We start from the raw sequence: 25,871 nt of genomic DNA, 5'->3' as shown, positions 1-25,871 counted from the left end.
TGCTTTGAATCTAACACCCCGGCATGTACGCAGACGCGGAAGCCGGGGTATTTTACATATACAGGTCAGAACAGCGGCATGCTGACCGTCCACAAAGGGAACAGACGTACAGGAACACGGAATAGGCTACAAAGAGAGGGATGTAATGTCATTGTCCAGTCGTGAGCGAATGCAGCAAAAGCTGACGTACAGTAAAATCAGACGATATGCAGATCAACTGAAAGGTATAACCGGAATGGTCATTATAGACCGGCAGACGATTGACACATCCTGGCATGAGCAGATGCTGCGCAGCATTCACCATTACGGGCAGCGGACTTCTCCTACAGCGGTACTACCATATCCGGCAGATGAGGACTTTACCCATATCTGGGTGAAAAGTCTGCTGCAGGAAGCAGGTGTGCAAAAAGTCATTCAGCCGGTAGATGATACATTTTCGCTGAGTATGATGATTAGGGATAAGGATCTGTTTTTGAACAGCCTGTGGAAAGTTCAGGGGAATCGGGACATGACACTAATGATGTTCCGTCCGGATCGGCTCATTGTGTTTAGCGATAATGAATATGAATTGGAGTATTTTCATATATAAAATTCTAAACGTTAAACAGCCTGTATATGCTGAACTCCAGCATAACAGGCTGTTTGTGTCGCTTAGGGATTAATTCTGCTGGGAATAGGTACGACCCTGTGCATCTACATAGACGGATTTGATCAGTGTACGTTTGTAAGGCGTTCCGCTGGCGGTTTTGCCTTCCACATCCGTCGTGATCACATAGTTGGAAGCCTGTCCGGGAGCCGGTGCTTTGACGCTTTCCTTTACACTGTCAGCAGAGAGGGAGCGACGGCTTTCGGTTGGTGCAGCCAGGCGATTGCCCTGTGCATCGTAATATTCGACTTTGTAAGTGAGAGCTGTCTGCTCGGTATCCAGCCCATGTGTATTCACCGTCATATCGAGTGACTTGCCGGAGAAATGAGCATCCAGGCGTGCCTTCTCCGCTCCTGGAGCATAGATGGCAGTCATCAAATAAGCGCCGGATTGGCTGCTCACTGCTTCGATTGTCCACTCACCGGCTTCCGGACGTTTCAGTTCGGTTACCTGATGATAAGCGCCTTTGAAAATTTCTTCATCCCGGTCGGAAGTGACCTTTACATGACGAACCTTACCCTGAGGAGAAATCAGGCGCAGCTCAGTGATCGGCTGATCGGTGATCCAGTCGAGGGTAATAGATTTTACATTGTCTTCTACGGTCAGTGTCTCGGTCGCTGTGCCGCTATATTCACCACCGCGTACATAATATTGTCCATAATTGGGCGATCCTGCGGACGCTGCTGGCGAAGATTGCAGTGATGGCTGCGAGGAAGCGGTCATATTGCTCGCAAACATAGCTGCCGGAATATCTGCGGATGGCTGGGTATAGACATCTCCGTATACGCTGGTGCCTACCGAAGCCGGAGCCAATGCAGCTGCCCGTGCACCAGTTGTACCGATATAGGATTTGAACAGATCAAAGGTGTAGGAACCGGTGCGTACCGTAGCATGATTCCATGGTCCCATCTGTACCAGTGTGCTGTTTGGACGCAGCGCACTATCGGTTGTGACGACACCATCATTGCTGCCGAATAGTGCCAGATAGGCACCGCCGAAGCTGTAGGAGGACTTGCCGGAACCCGACCATTTGTTGCCGCTGAGTGTATAGAACGGCACTTTATTCACATCCGGGTCTTTGGCCATTTCCGAGCGGAAATATTCCATATTGGAAGTCTGAAGAGAGTTGGTTCCCGGACTCTGGGAGCCGACCAGATCCGCCAGCCATCCAGCCCAGCTGCTGTAGGCCAGATCGGCCAGCTGTGAGCCATGATGCGGTGTACTGAGCGTGATGACGCGATTTACATACGGATAGGCATTATAGCGGACCAGTGCGGATTCAGTATCGACGCCGCCTTTACTATGGGCAACGATTACGATCTTTTTGCCAAAGTGCTGGCTGATTTCCTTGATCTTGGCGGCGAGCAGTTCGCCATCTTTCCACATGTCTTCCGGTGTGCCGGAAATATCATACATGTTGATAAAAGCGGTCTGGTAGCCATTGTTGTAGGCATACTCATACATATCGTTGTTGTCGTACCAGACTTTGGCCTGGCTGGTCAGACCGTGCACGAACAGAATGACCGGCTTGTCTGCCGATACATTCGCTGGCGTCTGACCGGCTGCCCAGGCTCCCGGTAAAGCAGCTACCGCCGGAGTGGCAGGAGCCATAAAGGCCTGGGATGGAAAGGCTGGTGCAGCCAGACCTGTAATGAGTGCACACACCAGCAGTTTACTTTTAATAGACATGATATTCCTCCTTGATATGTAATAATTGGAAATATTTTTTCCTTTCTTAATGTACTGGGAAAAGATTAAAGCTGTTACTTATTTTTGTAATTATTTTGTTTGGCTATACAGGACGCATGAATTAAATTTTAACAATTTGAAAATAATGTGAGGTAAATTTCCATGATTTGAGTATAATAAAAACCGTAGCATCTGAAAGTATGTTCAAAAAAGTACAAGCGAATCAGAAAGAAGGGGTCTATAACATGAGCAAGATGGAATTACTCCAGAATCCCAAGCAGCGAAAACTGCTGTTTAGCGCGGGATTCAGCTGGATGTTCGATGCGATGGAAGTGGGGATGATTTCCTTTATCGCAGCGGCGCTGGCGAAGAGCTGGAGTCTAAGTCCCCAGGAGGTCGGTTATCTGACAAGCATCAACTCGGTCGGGATGGCAGTCGGCGCAGTGGCTGCCGGTTATCTGGCAGACCGCTACGGACGCAAGTCGATTCTGCTGTGGACGCTGCTGATCTTCTCGATCGCGAGCGGATTGTCTGCGCTGGCGACAGGATTTGGCGTATTGCTGGCGCTTCGGTTTATCGCGGGCTTTGGCCTTGGGGGCGAGCTGCCGGTAGCATCCACACTTGTATCGGAATCGGTATCTGTCAAGGACCGGGGACGTGCAGTTGTACTGCTGGAGAGCTTCTGGGCACTGGGCTGGATTATCTCTGCCGTGGTCGCCTATTTTGTCATCGCACGTTATGGGTGGCAGTGGGGATTCATTATTGGGGCAATACCGGCACTATATGCGCTGTATTTGCGCCGTGCGATTGAGGATTCGCCGCGATTCATTAAGGGCGGCGCCGGTCGTCAGGCTTCCTTCAGAAATGGTCTGCGAGAAATATGGAGCAGCTCGCACCGCCGTACAACGCTGATGGCCTGGATTCTCTGGTTTACTGTTGTGTTTTCGTATTACGGCATGTTTCTCTGGCTGCCATCGGTGATGGGACTGAAGGGCTTTACGCTGATTAAAAGCTTTGAGTACGTGCTGATCATGACGCTGGCCCAGCTGCCGGGTTATTTTACCGCAGCTTACTTTATTGAGAAATTCGGCCGCAAATTCGTGCTGGTCGTCTATCTGGTGCTTACCGCAGTCAGTGCGATCTGGTTTGGTTACGCTACCAGCGAGCTGTCGCTGATTCTCGCAGGAGTCTGTCTGTCCTTCTTTAACTTGGGCGCCTGGGGTGGATTGTATGCCTATACCCCGGAGCTGTATCCAACACGGGTGCGTTCGACAGGTACCGGGATGGCGGCAGGATTTGGACGGATCGGCGGGGTGATTGCGCCGTTTATGGTAGGGATGCTCGTAGGGGATGGTGTACCGGTGAGTACAATCTTTACGATTTTCTTCGTGGCTATTCTGATCGGGGCAGCTGCAGTTCTGTTCCTTGGCAAGGAAACCAAAGGACTGGAACTAGAATGACTGAATAAGCATTAAAGTATATAAAAAACGCTGCGGTCCATCAAAAGGCTGCAGCGTTTTTTGTACTGTAATGAAGCAGGGGATGTTCATTTCATTTATACGGATAAAAGAAAATCGACTAATCCTCGAACAATTCGCGCAGCATCGGCGCTGGATTTTCCAGAAAGTGTCGGGTGATCTGGTAGTGATCCGTCTCCTGGTAATCGATCCGGGGCAGTGTCTCCTGGTCAAAGCTGATAATATCCGCTTCCGGATAGCCCATCAGAATCGGCGAATGGGTCGCAATAATGAACTGTGAGCGCGGCGTCAGTTCATGGAGAATCCGAAGCAGGGAGAGCTGTCTGGCAGGAGAAAGTGCCGCCTCCGGCTCATCCAGCAGGTAGATTGCCGACTCACGGATACTGGTAAACTTGTGCTTGAACAGGTTCAGAAAGGATTCGCCATGCGACTGCTGATGCAGCGACTTGCCGCCATAATATTTATAATTAGTTGTGTCTGTCTCATCGATGTGATTGGCGAAATGGTAAAAGGATTCCGCGCGCAGAAAAAATCCTTCGGTCAGCTTGGGCAGCCAGGAGAGCCGGATATGTTCACCCAGCGCAGCTTCAGCCGATCTGACCTCATACGTATTCTGCCGGGAACCACCGGCAGTATGGAATCCGCATTGGTAGGCAATGGCTTCCAGCAGGGTAGATTTTCCTGAACCGTTCTCACCGACAAAGAAAGTGACAGGATTTTTCAGTTCCAGCATATCCATCCGTTCGATCAATGGCAGGGAGAATGGATAGGTGCTGCGGTCCTCCATATTTTCTTTTAATAATGTAATCCGGCGCAGATACATAGTTGATCCACCTTTCGATATTAGAATACGACCAATACAAATCAGTACCCAGGCTTGTCTGGTAAAGCCAATGAGTGGGAGAGTCCGCTTCAGCACAGATATGCCCAGTATAAGGTAGACAAAATGGAAAAGCAAAATGCTTCCATACCCTATCTTCATTCACAAATTGGACAAAATTATGAAATCGGTTCACTTTTTATTCTAAAAGTGTTTTATAATGAGTGAGAGCAGGTAAAAAGGTAATATGTCCTTATGCCGGGCGTATGTTTTGTTTTCCTGTGTCATGAAGAATACAGATTCAGCAAACTTATACTTTCTTGAAAGGCGGAAGATCTTATGGCAGATGAGAACAAGAAGCAACCGCAATCGAATGATCAAGAAAATACTCAAGAAGAAAATGTAACGCTGACAAACCGGCAGGGTCATCCTGTCACTGACAATCAAAATGTAAGAACAGTAGGAAACCGGGGTCCTGTGACACTGGAGAACTATAATTTTCTTGAAAAAATAACCCACTTCGATCGTGAGCGTGTGCCTGAACGTGTCGTTCATGCCCGTGGAGCGGGAGCGCACGGCGTATTCGAAGCTTATGGAACGGTCGGTGATGAGCCGATCGCCAAATATACCCGTGCCAAGCTCTTCCAGGAGAAAGGCAAGCAGACCCCTGTATTTGTCCGTTTCTCCAGCGTTATTCACGGAGGTCATTCTCCAGAAACATTACGTGACCCGCGCGGCTTTGCTACCAAATTCTATACTGAAGACGGCAACTGGGATCTGGTCGGCAACAATCTGAAAATCTTCTTTATCCGTGATCCGCTCAAATTCCCGGATATGGTCCATGCGTTCAAGCCGGATCCGATTACGAATGTGCAGGATATGGAGCGTTTCCTTGATTTTATCGCCAACAGTCCGGAGTCTACACATATGATTACATTTCTGTTCTCCCCATGGGGCATTCCAGCGAACTACCGGATGATGCAGGGATCAGGGGTCAATACGTACAAATGGGTGAATGAAGCCGGCGAAGCGGTACTGATCAAGTATCACTGGGAACCGCTGCAGGGCATCCGCAACCTTAAGCAGGAAGAAGCGAATGCGATTCAGGCCCTCGACTTTAACCATGCGACTGTGGATCTGTACGATGCGATTGAGCGTGGTGAATATCCGGAGTGGGAACTGTGTGTACAGATGATGAGCGACGACTATCATCCGGAGCTGGATTTTGATCCGCTGGATGATACCAAGCTGTGGCCGGAAGATAAGTTCCCGTTCATGAAGGTTGGCAAAATGACGCTTAATCGCAATCCGGAAGACTACTTTACCGAGGTGGAGCAGGTTGCCTTCGGTACAGGTGTACTGGTGGATGGACTGGACTTCTCGGATGATAAAATGCTGCAGGGACGTACATTCTCCTATTCGGATACCCAGCGTCACCGGGTAGGCGCGAACTACCAGCAGCTGCCGATCAATGCGCCGAAGTCCCGCGTCGCGACCAACCTGAGCGGTGGTCAGATGCGCTATAAAACAGACCGTGCACCAGGTCAGAATCCGCATGTGAACTATGAGCCTTCTTCTCTTGGCGGTCTGCAGGAAGCACCAAAAGCAGGCAAGGATCATGAACCGGAATACTACAATACCCGTCTGATGCGCGAGAAGATCGACCGTCCGAATGATTTTGCACAGGCCGGCGAGACGTATCGCAGCTTTGAAGACTGGGAGCGTGATGAGCTGATCAGCAATCTGGGCAGCAATCTGGCGCAGTGTAACGAAGTGATTCAGGAGAAAGTGCTTGCGAATATTACCCAGGCCGATAAAGATTACGGCAAACGTGTCCGTGAAATGATGGAAAAAGTAATGGCTGACCCGGAAAAAGGCACGCCAATGCATCGTGCTCACAAGGCTGCCAAAAAAGCAGAAGATACAGGACATGAAGCGGGTCCTTATTAATCTTATGTATATGTAATGGTAATGGATAATTTCATGAATATAATAGCCCCCATCCTGACTTCAGGGTGGGGGCTATTTGTTTTGTGAAGCGGGGTGTGTTCGAATATCACAAAGAAAACAAAAGTTTGACTCCCGCTGCAATTTGTTTAAATAAACGTCATAGCGAAAACAAACACAAAGGCGGCGATCCCGATGAAGATTATCATCACACAGGAAGAAGCAGTGCAAAAAGGAGTATGGAATGAAGTTATGCAGATGTTTGGTGTACAGAGTGAAGATGAGACCTATCCGCAGGAGCAGTACATCCTCACCGAGGAACAGGCACGCAAGCTTCAGATTATCTAGCATGCCGCTTGAATGAAATAAACTACCCATAGGAATCATTTACCAGTACCTGGTTTATTGTCGGAAAACATTGCTGCAGAGGATTCCTTTTTTTGACATGATCCGATTTTGTCGACAGTAATCGCCATTACATCTACACGTTCTTTTTGAAACCAGATTCATTTTAAAGGGTAAAAATTAGTATAGATAACCAGTTGTTAGATGATATAAAAACATATACATAACGACTGGCGAAGATCATGCGTCTTATCGTACATGCTGTAAATGGGAGACCAGACGTGAGTCTGTTCGTCCACATTATGAGGACTGGAGTGGTGTGAATGGAATTTTACCGAACGAGTGTGGAAGAAGCGCTGCAGGAAGCAGGTACAACTGAAAATGGCTTAACTTCACAGGAAGCGCAGCAGCGCCTCGAAACAGATGGTTACAATGAGCTGAAGGGCAAAGAGCGTACACCAACCTGGAAGCTGATCGTAGAGAACCTGAGAGATCCGATGGTGGTGGTCCTGCTGATCGCTTCTATCGTACAGATTATACTGGGACATGTGGTAGAAGCAGGCATTATTATTTTCGTATTGATTCTGAATGCGATCATCAGTGTGGTACAGACGCGCAAAGCCGAGAGTTCCATCGAAGCGCTGCGGCAGATGTCTGCACCGGAAGCCAAAGTATTGCGTGATGGTGTACGCCAATCGCTGCCTGCCAGGGAACTGGTACGCGGCGATATTATTCAGCTGGATGCCGGAGACTTTGTTCCTGCGGATGCGCGGCTGCTGACGTCGGAGAGTCTCAAAGCCGACGAAGGCATGCTGACCGGTGAATCGGAAGCGGTCGAAAAGCATATCCGTGTAATTGATGAAGAATCACCGATTGGCGACCGCAAAAATATGGTCTTCAGCGGTGCGCTGATCGTCTATGGACGCGGAACTGCCGTCATTACCGGTACCGGGCTGAGAACCGAGCTTGGCAAGATCGCCGGACTGATCGAGAGTGCCGAATCCAAGCAGACTCCACTGCAGCGCAAGCTGGAAAGCTTCAGCAAAAAGCTCGGTGTATTCATTTTGCTGCTCTGTATTCTGATTTTTGCTGTGGAAGCTGCCCGTATCTGGTTCTCTGCAGATACAGTGGATACGACCGCAGCGATTCTGGAAGCGCTGATGTTCGCTGTGGCTGTGGCTGTTGCTGCTATCCCGGAAGCACTGTCTTCCATCGTGACGATCGTATTGTCTGCCGGAACGAACAAGATGGCCCGGCAGCATGCGATTATCCGCCGGCTGCCTGCCGTAGAATCGCTTGGTTCCACCAGCGTCATCTGTACGGACAAGACCGGTACACTGACCCAGAACAAAATGACGGTCGTCGATTACTATTTGCCGGACGGCAGCCGGGACGACTTTCCGGATAATCCGGCAGAATGGTCGGAGGGGGAGCGCAGGCTCGTTCATATCGCCGTACTCTGTAATGACTCCAATATTGACGAAGAAGGCAAGGAAATGGGCGATCCGACCGAGGTGGCGCTGATTGCCTTCAGCAACAAAAAGAACAAAAAATACACCGAGATTCGGGACAGCTTTCCCCGCGAAGCCGAGATTCCATTTGATTCGGACCGCAAGCTGATGTCCACGGTCCATACATTTGATAACCAGAAAATGCTGCTGACCAAAGGCGGACCGGATGTGCTGATCGGCCGTTGTACCCATGTGCTCTTGGGAGAGCAGGTAGTCCCGCTGGATGAGGAGATCCGCCAGCGTCTGTTTGAAGCGAATGAGGACTTTTCCAGTCGGGCACTGCGCGTACTCGCCTACGGATACAAAAACCTCCCCAATGATCAGTCTACCGTTGACATCGAGGATGAGCAGGAACTGATTCTGGTTGGACTGACCGCGATGATTGACCCGCCGCGTGAAGCGGTATATGGCTCGATCGAGCAGTCCAAGCGGGCCGGTATTCGCACGATTATGATTACCGGTGACCACAAAACAACCGCCCAGGCGATTGGCCGGGATATCGGTCTGATGGATGACAATGATATCGCCGTGACCGGTCAGGAACTGGACAAAATGTCTGATGAAGAGCTGGATCGTAATCTGGAGAATATCTCCGTCTATGCCCGCGTCTCTCCAGAGAACAAAATCCGGATCGTCCGTGCCTGGCAGAAAAAAGGCAAGATTACAGCGATGACCGGCGATGGTGTCAACGATGCACCGGCGCTCAAGCAGGCTGATATCGGAGTCGCCATGGGCAGTGGTACCGATGTGGCCAAGGATTCGGCGGCGATGATTCTGACCGATGATAATTTTGTATCCATTGTCAACGCCGTCAGTGTTGGCCGGACGGTATTCGATAATATTAAAAAGTCGATTGCCTACCTGTTTGCCGGTAATCTGGGTGCGATTATCGCGATTATTTTCGCACTGGTCATGAATTGGATTAATCCGTTCACCGCGATCCAGCTGCTGTTTATTAATCTGGCAAATGACTCCCTGCCAGCGATCTCGCTTGGTATGGAAAAGGAAGAGCCGGGTGTCATGGACCGCAAGCCGAGGGATATTAACGAGGGACTGTTCGCTGGAGGCACGCTGAGAGCGGTCATTACACGCGGCCTGATCATCGGTGTCGCCGTTATTGTGTCCCAGTATATCGGACTGCAGCATTCACCGGAGATGAGTGTCGCAATGGCATTTACCACATTGATTCTGGCGCGCACACTCCAGACATTTGCTGCTCGCTCGAATGTGCAGAGTGCTATCGAAGCCGGATTGTTCAGCAATAAGTATGTAATCGGCTCTGTAGTACTGTGCTTTATTCTGTACGGTATTACACTGCTGCCAGGCGTACGAGGAATCTTCTCGATCCCTGACAGCTTTGGAGTACAGGAATGGGCGATTGCTACCGGACTGGCCGCCGCTGCACTGGTATTGATGGAGCTGGAGAAGTTGATTCGCCGGGCTATGGCCAGAGACAAAGAACAACAGGCTGCTGCATAACAGGCACCATACCGAAGCAAACTCGGCTTCCAACAAGAATGGCTGTACTATGGTAACATGCATACCAGTCTTGCAAAGGGAATAAGACTCATAAGCTAAACCGCTAAACAGAAAGAACAAACCGTAAAACAGCAAGAAAAAGCCTTCCGGTCACGTTACACCGGAAGGCTTTTTTAACTTTTAGAATAAAGCTATTTATTTGTCGGAATCTTTGTCTTCGTCACCGGCGGATTTTGGAGAAGGTTTGCCTTCCCATTCATCGGCTTGTGTCTCAGGATTCGCACCGTTCTCTTTTCTTGTTTTCTCCATCAGTGTATCTTCAGAGTTCGGGTTTTCCATGTTTTTGTCTTGATCTGTCATGATGATCTCCTCCTTAGTGGGTCTAGTCTGTAGTGTTGCTCCTTCTTTCATTACCCGATTAGAGAAAATGAAAACACAGACATAGAACAATAAAGAACACAAAATGAACTTGTTAATAGGTCAATCGCTGTATCGGTTTGTTAAAGTTTGATTAAGCGCTATCATGTCCTAATATTATATTTGTTTATTTTTGATTTATGTATTTCCAAACAAAAACAGAAGTGATATACTGCACATATAAGCAATTCAATTTCAGGTAATTGATCACGACAACCAACTTTATATACTGGAGGATGAAGCATGATACCTAATCAATGGGATTCTCAGAAAGCCGCTGCTGTTCAGGAGGGAGTGGACAAGCTGGTCTATCGTTCCAATCTGATCGGCTCGGATCGCCGTGTATGCAATTGGGGCGGAGGCAACACATCGACCAAAGGCATGGTCAAAGATTTCCGCGGCCGTGAGATTGAAGTGATGTATGTCAAAGGCAGCGGCTCCGATCTGGCTTCGATGAAGGCGCAGCATTTTACGGGCCTTCGGATGGAAGATATTCGTCCTCTGTTCGAACGAGATGAGATGCCGGATGAAGAGATGGTCGCTTATCTGGCGAACTGCATGATTGATGCGAAAGCACCGCGTCCGTCCATTGAGACGCTGCTTCACGCTTTCCTGCCATTCAAGCATGTCGATCATACCCATCCGGATGCAATCATCAGCCTGTGCTGTGCAGACAATGGCAAGCAGATCGCGAGTGAGATCTTCGGTGACAAGTTCGTATGGGTGCCGTATATCCGTCCGGGCTTTACCCTTTCCAAAATGATCGCACAGGGTGTGCTCGATCATCCGGGTGCCGAGCTCGTACTGATGGAAAAGCATGGTCTGGTCACATGGGGAGAGACACAGGAAGAATGCTACAACAAGACGATCGAGATCATTAACCAGGCGGCAGAATATATTGCCCGCAAAGCACAGGAGAAACCTCTGTTCGGCAGCGCCAGAGTACAGTCGCTATCTCCGCAGGAGCGCAAGCAGCTGATCGCCGGCATTATGCCTGCCGTACGAGGCGCAGTGAGTGACAGCAAGCGGATGATTCTGACTTTTGACGATGCGGACGATGTGCTGGAATTTGTCAACGGACAGGATTCAGCCCGGCTGTCACAGGTAGGGGCGGCCTGCCCGGATCATCTGGTACATACCAAAATGACGCCGCTGTTCATCGACTGGACACCGTCCACTGATGATGTCGAAGGGCTCAAGCAGGCAGTCATTCAGGGAATTAACACGTACAAGCAGCAGTATGAGGAATATTTTGAACGTAACCGGAACGAAGGCGATATTATGTTCGAATCGGCTCCGCGCGTGATCCTGATCCCGGGCATTGGCATGATCAATACCGGCAAGAGCCATGCGATGTCGCTGGTGAGTGGAGCCTTGTATCATCGGGCGATTGCCGTCATGGGCGGCGCGACTGCACTCGGACAGTTCGTATCTCTGAGTGAGTCGGAATCCTATAATGTGGAATACTGGCCGTTGGAGCTGTACAAGCTCACACTGGCACCGGCCGAAGCGGAGTTCTCGCGCCAGGTGGCCCTGATCACTGGTGGAGCCGGCGGAATCGGCAGTGCAACCGCCCGCCGTCTGGTCAGCGAAGGCGCCCATGTCGTACTGGCGGATCTCAATCTGGAAGGCGCGCAGAAGGTAGCGGATGAACTGAATGCCAGCTATGGAGCGAACCGTGCCCTAGCTGTCAAAATGGATGTGACGAGCGAGACGATGGTAAAAGATGCCTACGCCGAAGTCGCTCTGGCCTACGGTGGCGTGGATATTATCGTGAACAACGCCGGTCTTGCCACATCAAGTCCATTTGATGAGACATCGCTCAAGGAATGGGAATTGAACATGAATGTACTGGGAACCGGGTATTTTCTGGTCGCTCGCGAAGCATTTAAAATCATGAAAGAGCAGGAACTTGGCGGCAGTATGGTATTCATCGGCTCCAAAAACTCGGTCTATGCCGGTAAAAATGTGACCGCTTACAGCTCGGCAAAAGCGTTGGAAGCCCATCTGGCCCGATGCATCGCTACCGAGGGCGGCGAATTCGGTATTCGGGTCAATACAATTCTGCCGGATGCCATCTTGCAAGGCTCGGCGATCTGGAATTCCAACTGGCGCAATGAACGGGCAGCCGCCTACGGAATCGAGCCGGATCAGCTGGAAGAGCATTACCGCAAGCGCACCACACTGCTCGTCAATATCTATCCGGATGATATCGCGGAAGGAGTTGCCTACTTTGCTTCTTCCAAAGCAGCCAAGACGACCGGCTGTATGCTGACCATCGATGGCGGCGTACCGGCAGCATTTACCAGATAATGTTAGAATGAACAGATAGCATAGTCTAGGTACCACTTATGGAGGAGGATATGGCATGACAGACAAAGCTTATGCTCTATTTGAGGAACAGCAGCAAAGCAGAGGGATGGATCTGAATTTGATCAAATCCCGTTTGAAAGCGCTACAAATCGAGACGCCATCCTGGGGATACGGCGATTCGGGCACCCGGTTCAAAGTGTTCCAGAAAGAAGGCGTACCACGCGACCCATTTGAAAAGCTGGAGGATGCTGCCCAGGTGCATAAGGTAACCGGTCTGTGCCCATCGGTAGCCATCCATATTCCCTGGGACAAAGTTGAAGATTACGGCAAGCTGCGCAGCCATGCGGAAAGCCTGAATTTGAAGATCGGTGCGATCAATCCGAATATGTTCCAGGAAGAAGAATACATGCTCGGCGGTGTCACCAACAGCGATCCGGCGATCCGCCGCAAAACAACTGACCATCTGCTGGAATGTGTCGATGTGGCCAAAGAAACCGGATCACGCGATCTGAGTCTATGGTTTGCCGACGGTACCAACTACCCCGGCCAGGGCAGTATCCGCAAACGCAAAAACTGGATGCTGGAAGCGCTGGGTGAGATGTACCGCGCGCTGACGCCGGATATGCGCATGCTGATCGAATACAAGGCGTTCGAGCCGGCCTTTTACCATACCGATATTGCCGACTGGGGCATGGCTTACAATTATGCGGTCAAGCTGGGTGAGCAGGCACATGTGCTGGTGGATACCGGGCATCATCTGCCGGGCGCGAATGTGGAGCATATCGTCTCCTATCTGATCGATGAAGGCCGTCTCGGCGGGTTCCATTTTAACAGCTACAAATATGCGGATGATGATCTAATCGTCGGTTCAATCAACCCGTATGAACTGTTCCTGATCTTTTATCAGATTCTGGATGCGGCGGAGAGTGGAGAAGACCGGCTCGTACAGGCGGTAAATAATATCGCTTATATGATCGACCAGTCGCATAATATTGAAATGAAAATTCCGGCAATGATCCGTTCGGTGCTGAACGTGCAGACCCAGTATGCCAAGGCGCTGCTGATCGATCACCGCGAAGTGGCGGAAGCCCAGGCCAACAACGATGTGCTGGGGGCCGAGGATGCGGTGCGCCGCGCATTTGAATTCGATGTGACACCACTGCTGCATGCGGTGCGTGAAGAACAGGGACTGCCGCTCGATCCGATGAAGGCGTATCTGGCAGACAGCTACGGACAATCGATTCTGGCGAGAGGCAAAGGTGGTGCCAGCTGGTGACCATCCTTGCCTATGATCTTGGAGCAGGCAGCGGCAGAGCGATTATCGGCAGACTGAATGATCACCGGATCGTCACACAGGAGATTCACCGGTTCAGCAATGATCCGGTGAAAATAGGAGATCGCCTCTACTGGGATATACTGCGCCTGTACCACGAGATCCAGCAGGGACTGGTCATCGTCAAGCAGGAGCGAATGCTGCCGGAAAGTATCGGTATTGACTCCTGGGCTGTCGATTTCGGATTGATCGGACGGACGGGTGAGCTGCTCGCCAACCCGTCCCATTACCGGGATTGGCATACCCACGGCATGATGGAGCAAATGCAGGAAGAGCTGGGAGCAGAGCAGATTTTTGAAGCGACCGGTATTCAGTTTCTCACATTTAATACATTGTATCAGCTGGCAGCGATGCGACAGGCAGGTTCGCCGGTACTCAAGGAAGCGGAGCGTTTTCTGATGATTCCGGATCTGCTGCGTTATTTTATGACCGGAGAGATGATCAATGAATTCACCAATGCGACGACGACCCAGATGTATAATGCCCGCCAGCAGGATTGGGATCGCAAGCTGCTGTCGCATATCGGTGTTCCGTCCTCCTGGTTTGGCAGGCCGGTACAGCCAGGATCGCCGGCAGGACATCTGCGCTCTTCGCTGATGGTTGATCTGGGGCTGCCTGCTATTCCGGTGACAGCGGTGGCGGAGCATGATACCGCTTCGGCGGTGGTGGCAGTTCCGGCGCTGTCGGATTCCTTTGCCTATCTCAGCTGCGGGACCTGGTCGCTGATGGGAACGGAAGTCAGTGAACCGGTCATTAACGAGCGTGTACGCGAGCTGAATTTTACCAATGAAGGCGGCGCATATGGAACATACCGGCTGCTCAAAAACATTATGGGACTATGGATTTTCCAGGAATATAAAAGGGAATGTGAGCGTGACGGCCACCATGCTTCCTACAGTGAATGGATTCAGCATACGGCCGGATCGGAGCCGTTTATCTCCTTCATCGATCCGGATGATCCGCTGTTCCTGCATGCCGGGGATATGCGTTCGCGCGTCCGCCAGTACTGCCGTCATACCGGACAACAGCTGCCGGATACGTATGGGGCGGTAGCCCGCTGCATTTTCGAGAGTCTCGTATTAAAATATCGTTATGTACTGGAGCAGACGGAGCAGCTGTCGGGCAAGCGGTTCGACGGGCTGCATATGGTCGGCGGCGGCATCCAGAACCGCCTGTTATGCCAGTGGACGGCCAATGCATTGGGACGCCCGGTATGGGCAGGACCGGCAGAGGGAAGCGCGATTGGCAATTTAGCGGTACAATGGATAGCACAGGGGACATTCAGGGATATCCGGGAAGCCCGGGCCGTCATCCATGATTCCTTTCCGGTGGATGTGTATGAGCCGCAGGATCAGGAAGCATGGGAAGACGCTTACGGACGCTTCCTGCGGTTGACGGCGATTCCCGTACAATAACGATTCGGAGTTGAGGATACTATGTTAGTCGCGGAACGGTATGACATGATTGTAAAGCTGGTGAATGAAAAGGGCAGTATGCGGGTAACGGAACTGAGCGAGCGCTGCCAGGTTACCGAGGAGACGATCCGTCGTGATCTGGACCGGCTGGAACGGCAGGGGCTGCTGAAGCGTTCGCATGGCGGCGCAGTCAGCGTCAAGGATGAACAGCCGGAGACCCCGTTCTCGGAGCGGGAGATTATGCACACCGAAGAGAAGCGCCGCATCGCCGAGGAGGCGGTCAAGCTCATCGAACCACAGGATCGCATTCTGTTGGATGCGAGTACAACCGCATGGTACATGGCAGCGAGTCTGCCGGACATCCCGCTGACCGTACTGACCAATTCCATCCGCGTGGCGACCCAGCTCAGCACCAGAGAGAAGATCGAGGTCATCTCTACCGGAGGCCAGCTGGTGCCGCGCTCGCTGTCCTTTGTCGGACCGCTGGCGGAGCGTTCGCTGGATACGTACTATGTGAACAAGCTGTTCCTGTCCTGCAAAGGACTGCATCTGGACCGCGGCATCAGCGAATCCAATGAACTGCAGGCACGGGTGAAGCAGAAGATGGTTGGTATGGCCGACCAGATCATTCTGCTGGCCGATGCAAGCAAATTCGGTGTCCAGGCCTTTGCCCAGGTTATGGATCTCAGCGGGGTCGATCACCTGATCACCGATACACGTCTCCCTCAGGAGACGATCCGCCAACTGGAAGAACGCGAACTCAAAATTACCATCGTCTAAGCAAACGTATCCTATCAGCATCACGACCGAAGCACAAAGTGAAAGATGGCGGCCGAGCTCTCTGCAAACTGCCATCTTTTGTGTATTATGGAGCGAAAAGAGGTGCAGCATGAAAGTATCCTTATTCATCACCTGTCTGAGCGATGCCATCTATCCGCGTGTAGGCGAAGCGATGGTCCGTCTGCTGGCTGCACATGGTGTGCAGCTGGACTTTCCGCCCGTGCAGACGTGCTGCGGACAGCCTTCCTACAATAGCGGCTATTGGGAAGAGACGCGAACTGCTGCCAAAACGATTTTGAAAGCGTTTGAAACCAGCGATTTTGTCGTCTCACCCTCCGGTTCCTGCACCTATATGGTGCATCATTACCCGGAGCTGTTCAAGGACGATCCCCACTGGCTGCAGCTGGCCCATGAACTGGAAGCCAAGACATATGAATTCACCCAGTTTCTCGTGCAGGTGCTGGGAATTACGGATGTAGGCGCGCATTTTCCATACAAGGTTACGTATCATCCTTCCTGTCACGGCAGCCGTCTGCTCGGGGTCAGGGAAGAGCCGATGACGCTGTTGTCCCAGGTCCGTGGACTGGAATTGGTCCCGCTGCCTTTTGCCGAAGATTGCTGCGGCTTTGGAGGAACCTTTGCCGTGAAAATGTCGGATATCTCTGGGGCGATGGTATCGGAGAAAGTGGATCATATCAAGGAAACGGAAGCACAGGTACTCGTCGGACTGGATATGGCCTGCCTGATGAATATTGCCGGTAATCTGCGGCACCGGGGTGAACAGGTGCGGGTAATGCATCTGGCAGAGCTGCTGTACGAAGGGGTGGGGATATCATGAATCCGGCACAATCCACACAGGGCACCGTCAAGGAAAGAGCTGGCGTCGCACTGAATAATGACTTTCTGCGCAATGCCGTCAAGTTTACGACCGAACGGCTGCGCAGCGGCAAGCAGGCTGCGGCCACAGAGCATGGCAACTGGGAAGAATGGCGGGAACGCGGTCGTCAGATCCGTCTGCATACGATCGCCCATCTGGATTACTACCTGAATACCTTTGTGGAAAATGCCCGCAAAAACGGGGTACATGTGCACTTTGCGCCCGATACGGCCGCAGCGACCGAAATTGTCATGACGATTGCGCGGCACAAGCAGGCTGAATCGGTCGTCAAGTCCAAATCGATGGTATCGGAAGAGCTGCATATCAATCGGGCACTGGAACTGGCCGGGATCGAGACGATTGAGAGTGATCTGGGTGAATACATTATCCAGCTCGCCGGAGAAGGCCCGTCGCATATCGTCATTCCCGCTATTCACAAAAACCGCTATCAGATTGCCGAACTATTATCCGAAGACGCAGGAGAGGAACTGCCGCCGGATACGACCATTCTGGCCGGTTATGTACGGCGCAAGCTGCGTGAGAAGTTCCTCGGGGCGGACATCGGCATGACCGGCTGCAACTTTGCCATTGCCGAGACCGGATCGATGGTATTATTTGAAAATGAAGGCAATGCCCGCATGGTCACCACGCTGCCCAAAACGCAGATCACGCTGATGGGCATGGAGCGTATTATTCCTTCCTGGGAAGACCTCGAAGTGATGGCGACACTGCTGCCGAGGTCTGCGACCGGCCAGCGGCTGACGATGTACATGTCCGGCATCACCGGACCCAAGCGTACCGCAGATGGCGACGGACCGGAAGAAATGCACATTATTATCGTGGATAACGGACGCTCGGAGCAGCTCGGTGATCCGGAATTTCAGGAACTGCTGAACTGTATCCGCTGCGGTGCCTGTCTGAATGTATGTCCAGTCTACCGGCATATCGGCGGTCACTCGTATGGAGGTACGTACAGCGGGCCGATCGGTGCCGTACTGACACCGGCACTCAACCGCAATGTCGCGGAGTGGGATGATATCGCCAATGCTTCAAGTCTGTGCGGGGCCTGCTATGAAGCCTGCCCGGTCAAGATTCCACTGCATGATATGCTCGTCTACCTGCGCCGCCGCAAGGTCGAGCGCGGTCACGGCAATCGCTGGGAATCGCTTGGCATGAAAGGATTCGCCGTGCTGATGGCCAATTCCAAGCGATTGGCACTGGCACTCAAAATGGGCCGCATCGCCCAGAAACCGGTCGTGCATGACAAAGGCATTACGATCAAAATGGGACCGCTCAAAGGCTGGAATACGTACCGTGTCGCGCCGTCGATGGCAGATCACTCGTTCCGTGAACACTGGCAGGAGCTGTCCGAGGAAACAAGGCGTACAGCCCCGCCGATGGATGCACAAACCCGGGATCGAATGGAGCAGATTCTGCGTCAGCGCCGGGCGAGCGGGATTACGGGAGGTCAGCATGAATAATTCACAATTAACGCCCGAGTGGCTGCAGCAGCTGGAAGAACAGTCACGCATTAGCCAGCAGACCTTTATGGATAATATCTCGACCCGGTTGCGACGTCCGCGCATGACGGAAGCGCCTGCACATCCGTATCGGGGAGCGCCGGAATTCTGGAGTGGCTTTCAGTGGAGCAAGCAGCAGCAGATCGACAAATTCACTGCTCATTTCCATGAGGTTGGCGGTCATGTGGTCCGTCTGCAGACGATGGCCGAAGCGGCAGACTTTATTGCCGATCACGCCATGCAGATGGGAGCACGTTATCTGATTCGACAGCAGCAGCCGGAACTCGCAGCGCTGCGTCTGGAAGAGCGTCTGCCGGATGTGCAGATCTCCAGCTGGAACAGCGATCCGGATGAAGCATGGACAGCCCGGGCAGCGGAGGCGGATATCGGGGTAATCATGGCGGATGGCGCAGCGGCCTACACAGGCACTGTGATGGTGACTTCGGCAGCGCAGCAGGGACGTTCGGTCAGTCTGCTGCCGACGGTGTGTATTGTTATTTTACCGGTGGATCGGCTGTATACCAGACTGGGTGAGCTGCTGATTCCGATGGATGAGATCGGCCGGGAGAATCTGCCAGCCGGTATGCACTTTATCTCGGGACCGAGTCGGTCGTCGGATATTGAGAATGATCTGACGATTGGTGTGCATGGACCGGGAATTATCTATACGCTGCTCGTTGGCTGAATACTCTTCGAGGATGGCGAATAGGAATGAGTAGGCAGATTATTTATTACATGTATGTCCGGCTGTGCTGTCATAGCCGGGCTTTTTGCTGTGATACTTTTGACTGTGATAGAAGCAAGGGTAATGATAACGATCCGCCGATCAGGGGTAAAGGATTCTAAAGCCGTATATACAGGCGGCATGAAAATATGGGGTTTACACCAGACCCCTGAAGTTCAGAAGGTCAGGCTGCAGTATACAACAGGAGGGATTCATTATGAAAATGTCAGGAAATACGATTCTTATTACAGGCGGTGCATCCGGGATCGGGCTGGCTTTTGCGGAGCGTCTGCTTCAGGAAGGAAATACGATTATCGTCTGCGGCAGACGGGAGAGCCGACTGCAGGAAGTACAGGCACAGTATCCGCAAATGCATACCCGTGTAGTCGACGTGGCGAGTGAGGAAGACCGCATTCGGCTGGTAAATGAGATAGTGACCGATTTTCCGGAGTTGAATGTACTGATGAATAATGCGGGTATTCAGCGCAATTACAGCCTGACGGAAGGTACGGAATCATGGGTGGATCAGCGGGGAGAGATCGCGACCAATCTGGATGCACCGATTCATCTGGCGACACTGCTGCTGCCGCATTTACAAAAGCAGCCATCGGCCGCGATTATTAACGTGACCTCGGGGCTGGCCTTTTCGCCAAAAGCATCCGCACCGGTATATTGTGCGACCAAGGCGGCGCTGCATTCTTTTACCCTGTCCCTGCGTCATCAACTGAAAAATACATCTATCGAAGTGATCGAGATCGTGCCGCCCGGTGTCAATACGGATCTGGGCGGATCGGGTCTGCATACATGGGGTGTACCGGTGGACGAGTTTGCCGACGGGATCATGGCGCGTCTGCGCACTGGTGAACATGAGATTGGGTATGGAACATCCGAACGCAATCGCACGGCTTCGCGGGCGGAACTGGATACGGTATTTGAGCAGATGAACAACCGCTGATTTATTTGGGCGGAATAGTCATAGACAAAGCGCCAGACTGCGGATTGCAAAATCCATCGTCTGGCGCTTTTATTTACTCTATTTGGATGGTGCTGTCCTATTGCTTACTGGCCTGTTCATCTGTCTGTTCATCCCCGGCCTGCTTATTATTCTCAAGCTGGTCATCAGTCTCCGACAGCTTATCCTGAATATACTTGCGCAGTTCGTTCTCATCCACGCCCAGTACGGCTGCACCGTGTACAACCTCTTCTCTCAGCAGAGGGGTAGGAGGGATCTGCAGCTTTTCCGTTTTGCTCACATTGACATCCATGCCGAGTCCAGCCAGCTTGAGCATGGTGGAAGCGGACATATTGGTCTTTATGTACGGAGCGGTTGCTTTGAGAATGCCCGGCAGATTGACAATCGAGGTGGAGCTTTGCATTTTGGCCGCCAGTGCAGTCAGGAATTTGCGCTGACGCTCGGTACGGGTAAAGTCCGATGTCGCATCATGCCGGAAGCGGACATATTGCAGTGCATGAGTGCCATCCAGCGTCTGGTAGCCCTTCTTGAGGTCTATATCATAGCGGTGACCATCGCCGCCGTCGGTATAATACATATCTTTCTCGACATCGATATCCACGCCATCCATCTCATCGACGAGCGCCTTGAACCCTTCAAAGTCGATAGTGACATAGCTGTTCACCGGAATGCCCAGCAGCTGGCTCACTGTCTGCATGGCCAGCGGCGCGCCACCGTAGGAATATGCAGCATTGATCCGGCTGCGCCCATGTCCGGGAATCTCTACATACGTATCCCGCAGAATCGACATCAGGTAGGCCTTTTTGCTTACCGGATCAATCGTGGCGACCATCATGGAGTCCGAACGGCCATTGCTGCCGTCATCCCGTGAATCGGTACCGAGCAGCAGAATATGTACAGGATCTTTGCCATCCCATTCCGGCAGCTGAAATTTTGTCTCCTGCTGGCCGGCACCAGCCGGGTCATCAGGTTCTACCGAGATGGTGTTCGCAAATTGTACAACCGAATATGTATAGTAACCCACCACACCGGCACCAGCCAGCAACAGCAGCAGCAATATCCATTTCCATTGTCGAAGTACTTTGTATAACAAGTGATCAACTCCCTGGTGATAGTAAATAGCATTACATGCATAACAGCATCTTCTTCGGTGCAGAACCTGCATCGACTGTGCTGCGCATAACAGAAGATGTAAGCAGCATATAAGCCTTATAAATCATAATTACTAGAAATCAATTTGTCAATTTTAAAGCATTTAATATTAATATTCGAATGATAAATAAGCATAATGTATTCTTTAAGTTAGTCGAATTATGCTTTTGGTTACATAATGAAAAAAAGTTGTGGAGTGAAGGAGAAGCGGCCCATCTGCCATATTTCTGTGCTTTACATTCCGTATGCTGTCTGCTTTTGAGTAAAATCCAGCTTAACCAGGCAATTTCATATTCTTCGATCTGTCTAACCTTTCTATAATCCACAGACAGCCGCTTCCCATATTCTGCCGGGAAGCGGCTGTCTGATCGATTTGATTGGGTTTGATATGCAGCAAATTGCTATTTCACCGGCTGCTGTATCGCAGCAGGAACAGCTGCTTTGGACTGTTTGACATCCATCCATTTTTTGATAAATAAAATGGCAAAGCTCATCACGACCAGAGAAGCTCCTGTCAGCATGAATGCCGGCGCTACTCCGGAAGCGGTTACCAGGATCCCGCCAAGCAGCGGTCCTGTCACCGAGCTGGCTGAGGTGAGGCTGTTCACGGTTCCGAATACACGGCCGGTCATATGTACGGGTGTCTGTTCCTGCAGCAGAATCTGAAACGGGATAAACGTAAATCCGGCCCCGACCCCTGCCAGCAAAAAGGAAGAAGTGAACAGAAGGGTGGTAGGCCACCCGGCATGCAGCATGCCGGCAAATGGCGCGATCAGTCCGAATACAATGCCCATCAGAGCGGCACCAAGACTCATTTGCAGCAGATGGGAGCTTTTGATCTTGGCACACATCATGGCAGCCAGCAGGGTGCCTACACCGCTGGCCGTAATGCACCAGCCCAGCAGATCTTCGTTGATATTCGGAATCTGACGCAGCAGAATAATTGTCTGCGAATCCGCCAGCTGCAGCACCAGCAGCACCAGACAGAGCAGCAGCGTGCCATAGGCGATGATCGGAATCCGGACCAGATAACGCAGACCTGCCGCCGTATCGGAGAGAAAGGAGCGCTGTCGCCCAGTCTGCCGCTCCGAATCTTCCTGCCCGGAAGATTCGAACAGGGCATGACCGGGGACTGCGAGTAAGATAAGACCGGACAGCAGGAAGGTAAAAGCATCGATAACAAAGCACCAGTGAATACCGACCGCAGCCAGCAGCAGCCCGCCAAGAGCAGGTCCGGCAATTTTACTGCCCTGTTCGATAAAGGAGCTGATCGATACCGCCTGCTGCAGGTGCTCATGCGGCACGACTTCCTTGATCTTGCCGCTTTTGGCTGGCGAGAACAGTACGTCAAACAATCCCTTGAGTATGAGGATGATATATATATGCCACAGCTGATCGGCAAAAATCAATCCGAAGACGAGCGCGGCGCGAACCACATCCGAGATGATCATCAGCCATTTACGGTTCAGACGATCGGCCAGAGCACCGGCAAATGGCCCTCCGAGCAGCATTGGTACTACACTGCACAGCGTTACCCATGTAATCTGCATCGGGGTCGCCTGCCACTTGATACCGACCAATGTGAGCAGGGCAAGCAGATGCAGCCAGTCGCCCAGGTTGGAGATCAGCTGAGCGGTAATGAGTGTCCGGTATGCCCGGTTGCGCAGCAGCGATGCCACTGTCGGATTATCGCCGGAAGACAGCTTGCTTTCCACAAAGAATCCTCCCTTTCGTCAAATGAAATAAATATGTATGTATTTATCATAAGGAGAGCGCGCCCAGTATTCCTCCGCCTACAGGATGATTTACAGGACGTCCCAGGTATGGAAAAGGAGTAAAACCGCGGATTGTAAAATGCACTGACGCATATGGTTGCCAGCAGGTAAAAAATGAGCTATACTTCTAAATAGTAATTATTACGATTAAACAAAAGGAAGTGTTGGATATGGCCAAAAAGTCCAAAGTAATCCGCCAGCAGCAGCGTGAAGTCATGGTGGCTAAATATGCAGAAAAGCGTCGTCAGCTGAAGGAGGCAGGCGATTATGAAGCGTTACGCAAACTTCCCCGTGATTCTTCACCTACGCGTCTGCACAGCCGCTGCCAGATCACCGGACGTCCGAGAGGATATTTGAGCAAATTTAAAATGTCACGCATCATGTTCCGCGAACTGGCACACAAAGGGCAAATTCCCGGCGTGACCAAATCGAGCTGGTAATATACTGTGAATTGGAAGAAGGATTGTTACTGCTTACACAGGCGAAACCTGATTTGATAGTGAAAACGCAGTTCATGCGCCGTTCGCCAACCATAAATTGTTTACCGGATAAGCGATTGCTTTAAATCAGTGAAAATCAGTAGAGAATAAAAGTAGTGGAAGCGCAAAAGCCGACATATATCTGGTATACATCTTCCAGAAATATGTCGGCTTTATTTCATTTTTTGTAGGCTTTATAATACTTGTTCATATGGCTGACGACAATGCATTCCTTGGAGCTGTGGCTGCGGAGTTTGTAGATCGGACTTTCGACTCGCAGGATATTGCTGTCTCCATTCTGATAGCTTGTATCAATCAGGGAATTGCCTTCGTCGACTTCCTCAAAGCTGCTGATATTCCGTTGCACCCGGCCCAGGCGCGGGCCTACCTTGTGGCTGTTCACCGGCCGTTCCATGATAATCCGGTATGTATTATCCCGGAAATGAACAATCGGATACTCCCAGGAAGAGGACGAGCCGGTCTGCTCCTGAGTATGTGCCACCGCAGGCATATCCGCTTCGATAGCAGGCTCTGCATAGGCGGAAGGAATCTCTGCATAACCGGTCAGCAGGATGGTAATCAGAAAAATATACGCTTTCATGATGACTCCTTTCACTTGCTGCAATCATTTATAATAGTCGCCATAGTATTGGAATATTGAAGTCCACACTCTATCATAATATAGAACAGCGATCTGTTTCAAAAGCAGACATCCATTTAGTATGATTATACACTAATAAATGTATATATGCATATATAAGTCTGATGATTACCAGTTGATTATTAGGGTTATCGTCACTGATTTTTGTTTTGATATTGTATATGTGCAGCTGGCCAAAATCCGGATTGCCTGCAATTATCACATCGAACACCAGGAGCATCAGATTGCTCCGGGCTGGAATACGTTATTCAGCAATCCGACATTTTAAATACTCATACCTGAATACATAGACATGTAAGTTCAAAATCTGTTCCTTTTATATTTTATGGATTTGTAAAATGCTTGGTCTCATTATCACGACATGGCTGAGCGATTGGTTAGGTTAGTGAAGGGATATTCTATGCATGACAGTAATCTGCTGCAGAGAATGCAATCTTCCAGGAAGGAACCGGAATAGCTAATCCTTCGGAATATCCACTATAATAGAGAATATCCCACTCATTTCATTCACAAGATTGCATAATACGGAATATGGGGTAATCCATAGAGAATGAAAAAGTCAGGAGTGATGCAGCGTGAATCAAAGTATAACAACTGTCAACCGCAAGGACAAAACCGAGCAATGGAAAAGTGTATTGAATGAACTGTACGATAAATTTCAGGATCACGGACAGCAGGCTGTCAAAAACTATGACGATGAGGCGATTCATCAGGCCCGAGTCAACTGCCGCAAGCTGATGACACTGATGCGTATATTGGACCCTGAACAGCAGACCGGTCTGCTGCCGATTTTCAAAAAAGCCCAGAAGCGTCTCGGCAAGGTACGGGATGCGGATGTGCTGATTGATGCGTTCAAGGATCGGCGCAAGCAGTCCAAGGAACAGGGACTGGACGATGAAGCGGCCCTGCTCAAAGCGGCGATCGAAGAACACAAAGAACAGCGTCAGTTTTACCGCAAAAAAATGGTCAAAAAGCTGCCGAAACTGCAGGGCAAAAAGCTCAAGCGACAGTGGCAGGAATTTACCGAGAACCGTCTGCCCGATCTGGCTGTCCGGGCAGACGTGAACCGGATGATGCGGGAGCTCGAAATATCTTACGAACAGAAAAAACAAACTTATCGCCAGACTGCCAAAGCGGAAGGGCTGGAATCCGCCGAGACACTGGACAGCCTGCACAAGGTACGCATCGCTGCCAAGGAGCTGCGTTATACGGCAGAAGCGGCAGAGTTTGCATTGAATTCCAAATTTCGTGATCATGAAGAGACGTACAAGCGTATCCAGAAAGAACTTGGAACGATCAATGATACCCATGTATGGATTGAGTCACTGGAAGAGCTGGATGCCAAAGAAATGGGTGTGGATGAAAAAGTGCGAGCCCGGTTTGTAGACAAGCTGCGTACTGAGATGATTGCTGCGATTGAAGAGCAGCAGCGTGCGATCTGACATACAGACCAGCAGGTGTGAAGAGCATTTGGCTTCATGAAATAAGCGGTACTTGCTAAGCAGGGGATGAAATGGGTAATATGTAGAATGTGACA

Annotated in this window: 21 protein-coding genes; 15 read left to right on the top strand and 6 right to left on the bottom strand. The window is 51.0% G+C overall.

Annotated features, from left to right (window positions below):
• Nucleotides 1-145: 145 nt before the first annotated feature.
• Nucleotides 146-589, top strand: a complete 444-nt coding sequence (locus tag M1D61_RS12655) for a hypothetical protein (RefSeq protein ID WP_458118915.1) — start codon at nt 146-148, stop codon at nt 587-589.
• A gap of 69 nt (nt 590-658) precedes the next feature.
• Here M1D61_RS12655 and M1D61_RS12650 read toward each other — a convergent pair whose 3' ends face one another.
• A complete protein-coding gene (locus M1D61_RS12650; RefSeq protein WP_458118914.1) occupies nt 659-2,335 on the bottom strand; it encodes an esterase/lipase family protein in 1,677 nt (558 codons plus the stop codon).
• Nucleotides 2,336-2,580: 245 nt separating this feature from the next.
• Between M1D61_RS12650 and M1D61_RS12645 the strand changes: the two genes are divergently transcribed.
• Complete coding sequence (locus M1D61_RS12645) at nt 2,581-3,795, top strand: MFS transporter (RefSeq protein ID WP_458118913.1); 1,215 nt, start codon at nt 2,581-2,583, stop codon at nt 3,793-3,795.
• Between the two features lie 118 nt (nt 3,796-3,913).
• Here the strand turns inward: M1D61_RS12645 and M1D61_RS12640 are convergent, their stop codons facing one another.
• Entirely contained in the window at nt 3,914-4,636 is a 723-nt protein-coding gene (locus M1D61_RS12640) for an AAA family ATPase (protein WP_458118911.1), read from the bottom strand.
• A 336-nt stretch (nt 4,637-4,972) separates the two neighbouring features.
• On the opposite strand from M1D61_RS12640, the gene M1D61_RS12635 reads away from it, so the two are divergent.
• From M1D61_RS12635 to M1D61_RS12625, 3 genes are all read left to right on the top strand, one after another.
• A complete protein-coding gene (locus tag M1D61_RS12635) occupies nt 4,973-6,583 on the top strand; it encodes a catalase (RefSeq protein WP_458118909.1) in 1,611 nt (536 codons plus the stop codon).
• A 192-nt stretch (nt 6,584-6,775) separates the two neighbouring features.
• Nucleotides 6,776-6,928 carry a hypothetical protein gene (locus M1D61_RS12630; protein WP_200897678.1) on the top strand — a complete coding sequence of 51 codons (153 nt, stop codon included), beginning with the start codon at nt 6,776-6,778 and terminating at the stop codon, nt 6,926-6,928.
• 320 nt (nt 6,929-7,248) lie between these two features.
• Nucleotides 7,249-9,915, top strand: coding sequence for a cation-translocating P-type ATPase (locus M1D61_RS12625; RefSeq protein WP_458118908.1), 2,667 nt, complete (start codon nt 7,249-7,251; stop codon nt 9,913-9,915).
• A gap of 195 nt (nt 9,916-10,110) precedes the next feature.
• On the opposite strand, the gene M1D61_RS12620 is transcribed toward M1D61_RS12625, so the two are convergent.
• On the bottom strand, nt 10,111-10,275 hold the full coding sequence (locus tag M1D61_RS12620) for a hypothetical protein (protein WP_200897677.1): 165 nt from the start codon (nt 10,273-10,275) through the stop codon (nt 10,111-10,113).
• A 300-nt stretch (nt 10,276-10,575) separates the two neighbouring features.
• Here M1D61_RS12620 and M1D61_RS12615 point away from each other — a divergent pair, with 300 nt between their 5' ends.
• From M1D61_RS12615 to M1D61_RS12580, 8 genes are all read left to right on the top strand, one after another.
• On the top strand, nt 10,576-12,645 hold the full coding sequence (locus M1D61_RS12615) for a bifunctional aldolase/short-chain dehydrogenase (protein WP_458118907.1): 2,070 nt from the start codon (nt 10,576-10,578) through the stop codon (nt 12,643-12,645).
• Nucleotides 12,646-12,700: 55 nt separating this feature from the next.
• A complete protein-coding gene (rhaI, locus tag M1D61_RS12610; RefSeq protein ID WP_458118906.1) occupies nt 12,701-13,921 on the top strand; it encodes an L-rhamnose isomerase in 1,221 nt (406 codons plus the stop codon).
• Nucleotides 13,918-15,393, top strand: coding sequence for a rhamnulokinase (locus M1D61_RS12605; RefSeq protein ID WP_458118905.1), 1,476 nt, complete (start codon nt 13,918-13,920; stop codon nt 15,391-15,393). The genes rhaI and M1D61_RS12605 overlap by 4 nt, the downstream gene beginning before the upstream one ends.
• Before the next feature lie 21 nt (nt 15,394-15,414).
• The gene (locus M1D61_RS12600; protein ID WP_458118904.1) at nt 15,415-16,173 is read left to right on the top strand and encodes a DeoR/GlpR family DNA-binding transcription regulator; all 759 of its coding nucleotides are present in this window, start codon (nt 15,415-15,417) and stop codon (nt 16,171-16,173) included.
• Nucleotides 16,174-16,282: 109 nt separating this feature from the next.
• Nucleotides 16,283-17,011, top strand: a complete 729-nt coding sequence (locus M1D61_RS12595; protein WP_458118903.1) for a (Fe-S)-binding protein — start codon at nt 16,283-16,285, stop codon at nt 17,009-17,011.
• Nucleotides 17,008-18,531, top strand: coding sequence for a LutB/LldF family L-lactate oxidation iron-sulfur protein (locus tag M1D61_RS12590; RefSeq protein ID WP_458118902.1), 1,524 nt, complete (start codon nt 17,008-17,010; stop codon nt 18,529-18,531). Before M1D61_RS12595 ends, M1D61_RS12590 begins: the two co-directional genes overlap by 4 nt.
• Complete coding sequence (locus M1D61_RS12585; protein ID WP_458118900.1) at nt 18,524-19,255, top strand: LutC/YkgG family protein; 732 nt, start codon at nt 18,524-18,526, stop codon at nt 19,253-19,255. The genes M1D61_RS12590 and M1D61_RS12585 overlap by 8 nt, the downstream gene beginning before the upstream one ends.
• Before the next feature lie 256 nt (nt 19,256-19,511).
• Complete coding sequence (locus M1D61_RS12580) at nt 19,512-20,249, top strand: SDR family oxidoreductase (protein WP_458118899.1); 738 nt, start codon at nt 19,512-19,514, stop codon at nt 20,247-20,249.
• 97 nt (nt 20,250-20,346) lie between these two features.
• Here M1D61_RS12580 and M1D61_RS12575 read toward each other — a convergent pair whose 3' ends face one another.
• Entirely contained in the window at nt 20,347-21,360 is a 1,014-nt protein-coding gene (locus M1D61_RS12575; protein WP_458118898.1) for an LCP family protein, read from the bottom strand.
• A gap of 460 nt (nt 21,361-21,820) precedes the next feature.
• Nucleotides 21,821-23,134, bottom strand: a complete 1,314-nt coding sequence (locus tag M1D61_RS12570; RefSeq protein WP_458118897.1) for an MFS transporter — start codon at nt 23,132-23,134, stop codon at nt 21,821-21,823.
• Between the two features lie 230 nt (nt 23,135-23,364).
• On the opposite strand from M1D61_RS12570, the gene rpsN reads away from it, so the two are divergent.
• The gene (rpsN, locus tag M1D61_RS12565; RefSeq protein ID WP_458118896.1) at nt 23,365-23,634 is read left to right on the top strand and encodes a 30S ribosomal protein S14; all 270 of its coding nucleotides are present in this window, start codon (nt 23,365-23,367) and stop codon (nt 23,632-23,634) included.
• A 217-nt stretch (nt 23,635-23,851) separates the two neighbouring features.
• Here rpsN and M1D61_RS12560 read toward each other — a convergent pair whose 3' ends face one another.
• Nucleotides 23,852-24,274: a hypothetical protein gene (locus M1D61_RS12560; protein ID WP_458118895.1), complete on the bottom strand. Its 423-nt coding sequence runs from the start codon at nt 24,272-24,274 to the stop codon at nt 23,852-23,854.
• A gap of 635 nt (nt 24,275-24,909) precedes the next feature.
• Here M1D61_RS12560 and M1D61_RS12555 point away from each other — a divergent pair.
• Nucleotides 24,910-25,776: a CHAD domain-containing protein gene (locus tag M1D61_RS12555; protein ID WP_458118894.1), complete on the top strand. Its 867-nt coding sequence runs from the start codon at nt 24,910-24,912 to the stop codon at nt 25,774-25,776.
• Nucleotides 25,777-25,871 lie beyond the last annotated feature (95 nt).

The sequence above is a fragment of the Paenibacillus sp. Z6-24 genome (assembly GCF_054161335.1).
The sequence above is the reverse complement of the archived record's forward strand: the minus strand, read 5'-3'. Positions and strand labels throughout refer to the sequence as shown.

What these genes read in the sequence shown, in the direction of transcription:
- M1D61_RS12655 (WP_458118915.1), top strand. Translation starts at nt 146, where the DNA reads ATGTCATTGTCCAGTCGTGAGCGAATGCAGCAAAAGCTGACGTACAGT.
- M1D61_RS12650 (WP_458118914.1), bottom strand. Translation starts at nt 2,335, where the DNA reads ATGTCTATTAAAAGTAAACTGCTGGTGTGTGCACTCATTACAGGTCTG.
- M1D61_RS12645 (WP_458118913.1), top strand. Translation starts at nt 2,581, where the DNA reads ATGAGCAAGATGGAATTACTCCAGAATCCCAAGCAGCGAAAACTGCTG.
- M1D61_RS12640 (WP_458118911.1), bottom strand. Translation starts at nt 4,636, where the DNA reads ATGTATCTGCGCCGGATTACATTATTAAAAGAAAATATGGAGGACCGC.
- M1D61_RS12635 (WP_458118909.1), top strand. Translation starts at nt 4,973, where the DNA reads ATGGCAGATGAGAACAAGAAGCAACCGCAATCGAATGATCAAGAAAAT.
- M1D61_RS12630 (WP_200897678.1), top strand. Translation starts at nt 6,776, where the DNA reads ATGAAGATTATCATCACACAGGAAGAAGCAGTGCAAAAAGGAGTATGG.
- M1D61_RS12625 (WP_458118908.1), top strand. Translation starts at nt 7,249, where the DNA reads ATGGAATTTTACCGAACGAGTGTGGAAGAAGCGCTGCAGGAAGCAGGT.
- M1D61_RS12620 (WP_200897677.1), bottom strand. Translation starts at nt 10,275, where the DNA reads ATGACAGATCAAGACAAAAACATGGAAAACCCGAACTCTGAAGATACA.
- M1D61_RS12615 (WP_458118907.1), top strand. Translation starts at nt 10,576, where the DNA reads ATGATACCTAATCAATGGGATTCTCAGAAAGCCGCTGCTGTTCAGGAG.
- rhaI (WP_458118906.1), top strand. Translation starts at nt 12,701, where the DNA reads ATGACAGACAAAGCTTATGCTCTATTTGAGGAACAGCAGCAAAGCAGA.
- M1D61_RS12600 (WP_458118904.1), top strand. Translation starts at nt 15,415, where the DNA reads ATGTTAGTCGCGGAACGGTATGACATGATTGTAAAGCTGGTGAATGAA.
- M1D61_RS12595 (WP_458118903.1), top strand. Translation starts at nt 16,283, where the DNA reads ATGAAAGTATCCTTATTCATCACCTGTCTGAGCGATGCCATCTATCCG.
- M1D61_RS12590 (WP_458118902.1), top strand. Translation starts at nt 17,008, where the DNA reads ATGAATCCGGCACAATCCACACAGGGCACCGTCAAGGAAAGAGCTGGC.
- M1D61_RS12585 (WP_458118900.1), top strand. Translation starts at nt 18,524, where the DNA reads ATGAATAATTCACAATTAACGCCCGAGTGGCTGCAGCAGCTGGAAGAA.
- M1D61_RS12580 (WP_458118899.1), top strand. Translation starts at nt 19,512, where the DNA reads ATGAAAATGTCAGGAAATACGATTCTTATTACAGGCGGTGCATCCGGG.
- rpsN (WP_458118896.1), top strand. Translation starts at nt 23,365, where the DNA reads ATGGCCAAAAAGTCCAAAGTAATCCGCCAGCAGCAGCGTGAAGTCATG.
- M1D61_RS12560 (WP_458118895.1), bottom strand. Translation starts at nt 24,274, where the DNA reads ATGAAAGCGTATATTTTTCTGATTACCATCCTGCTGACCGGTTATGCA.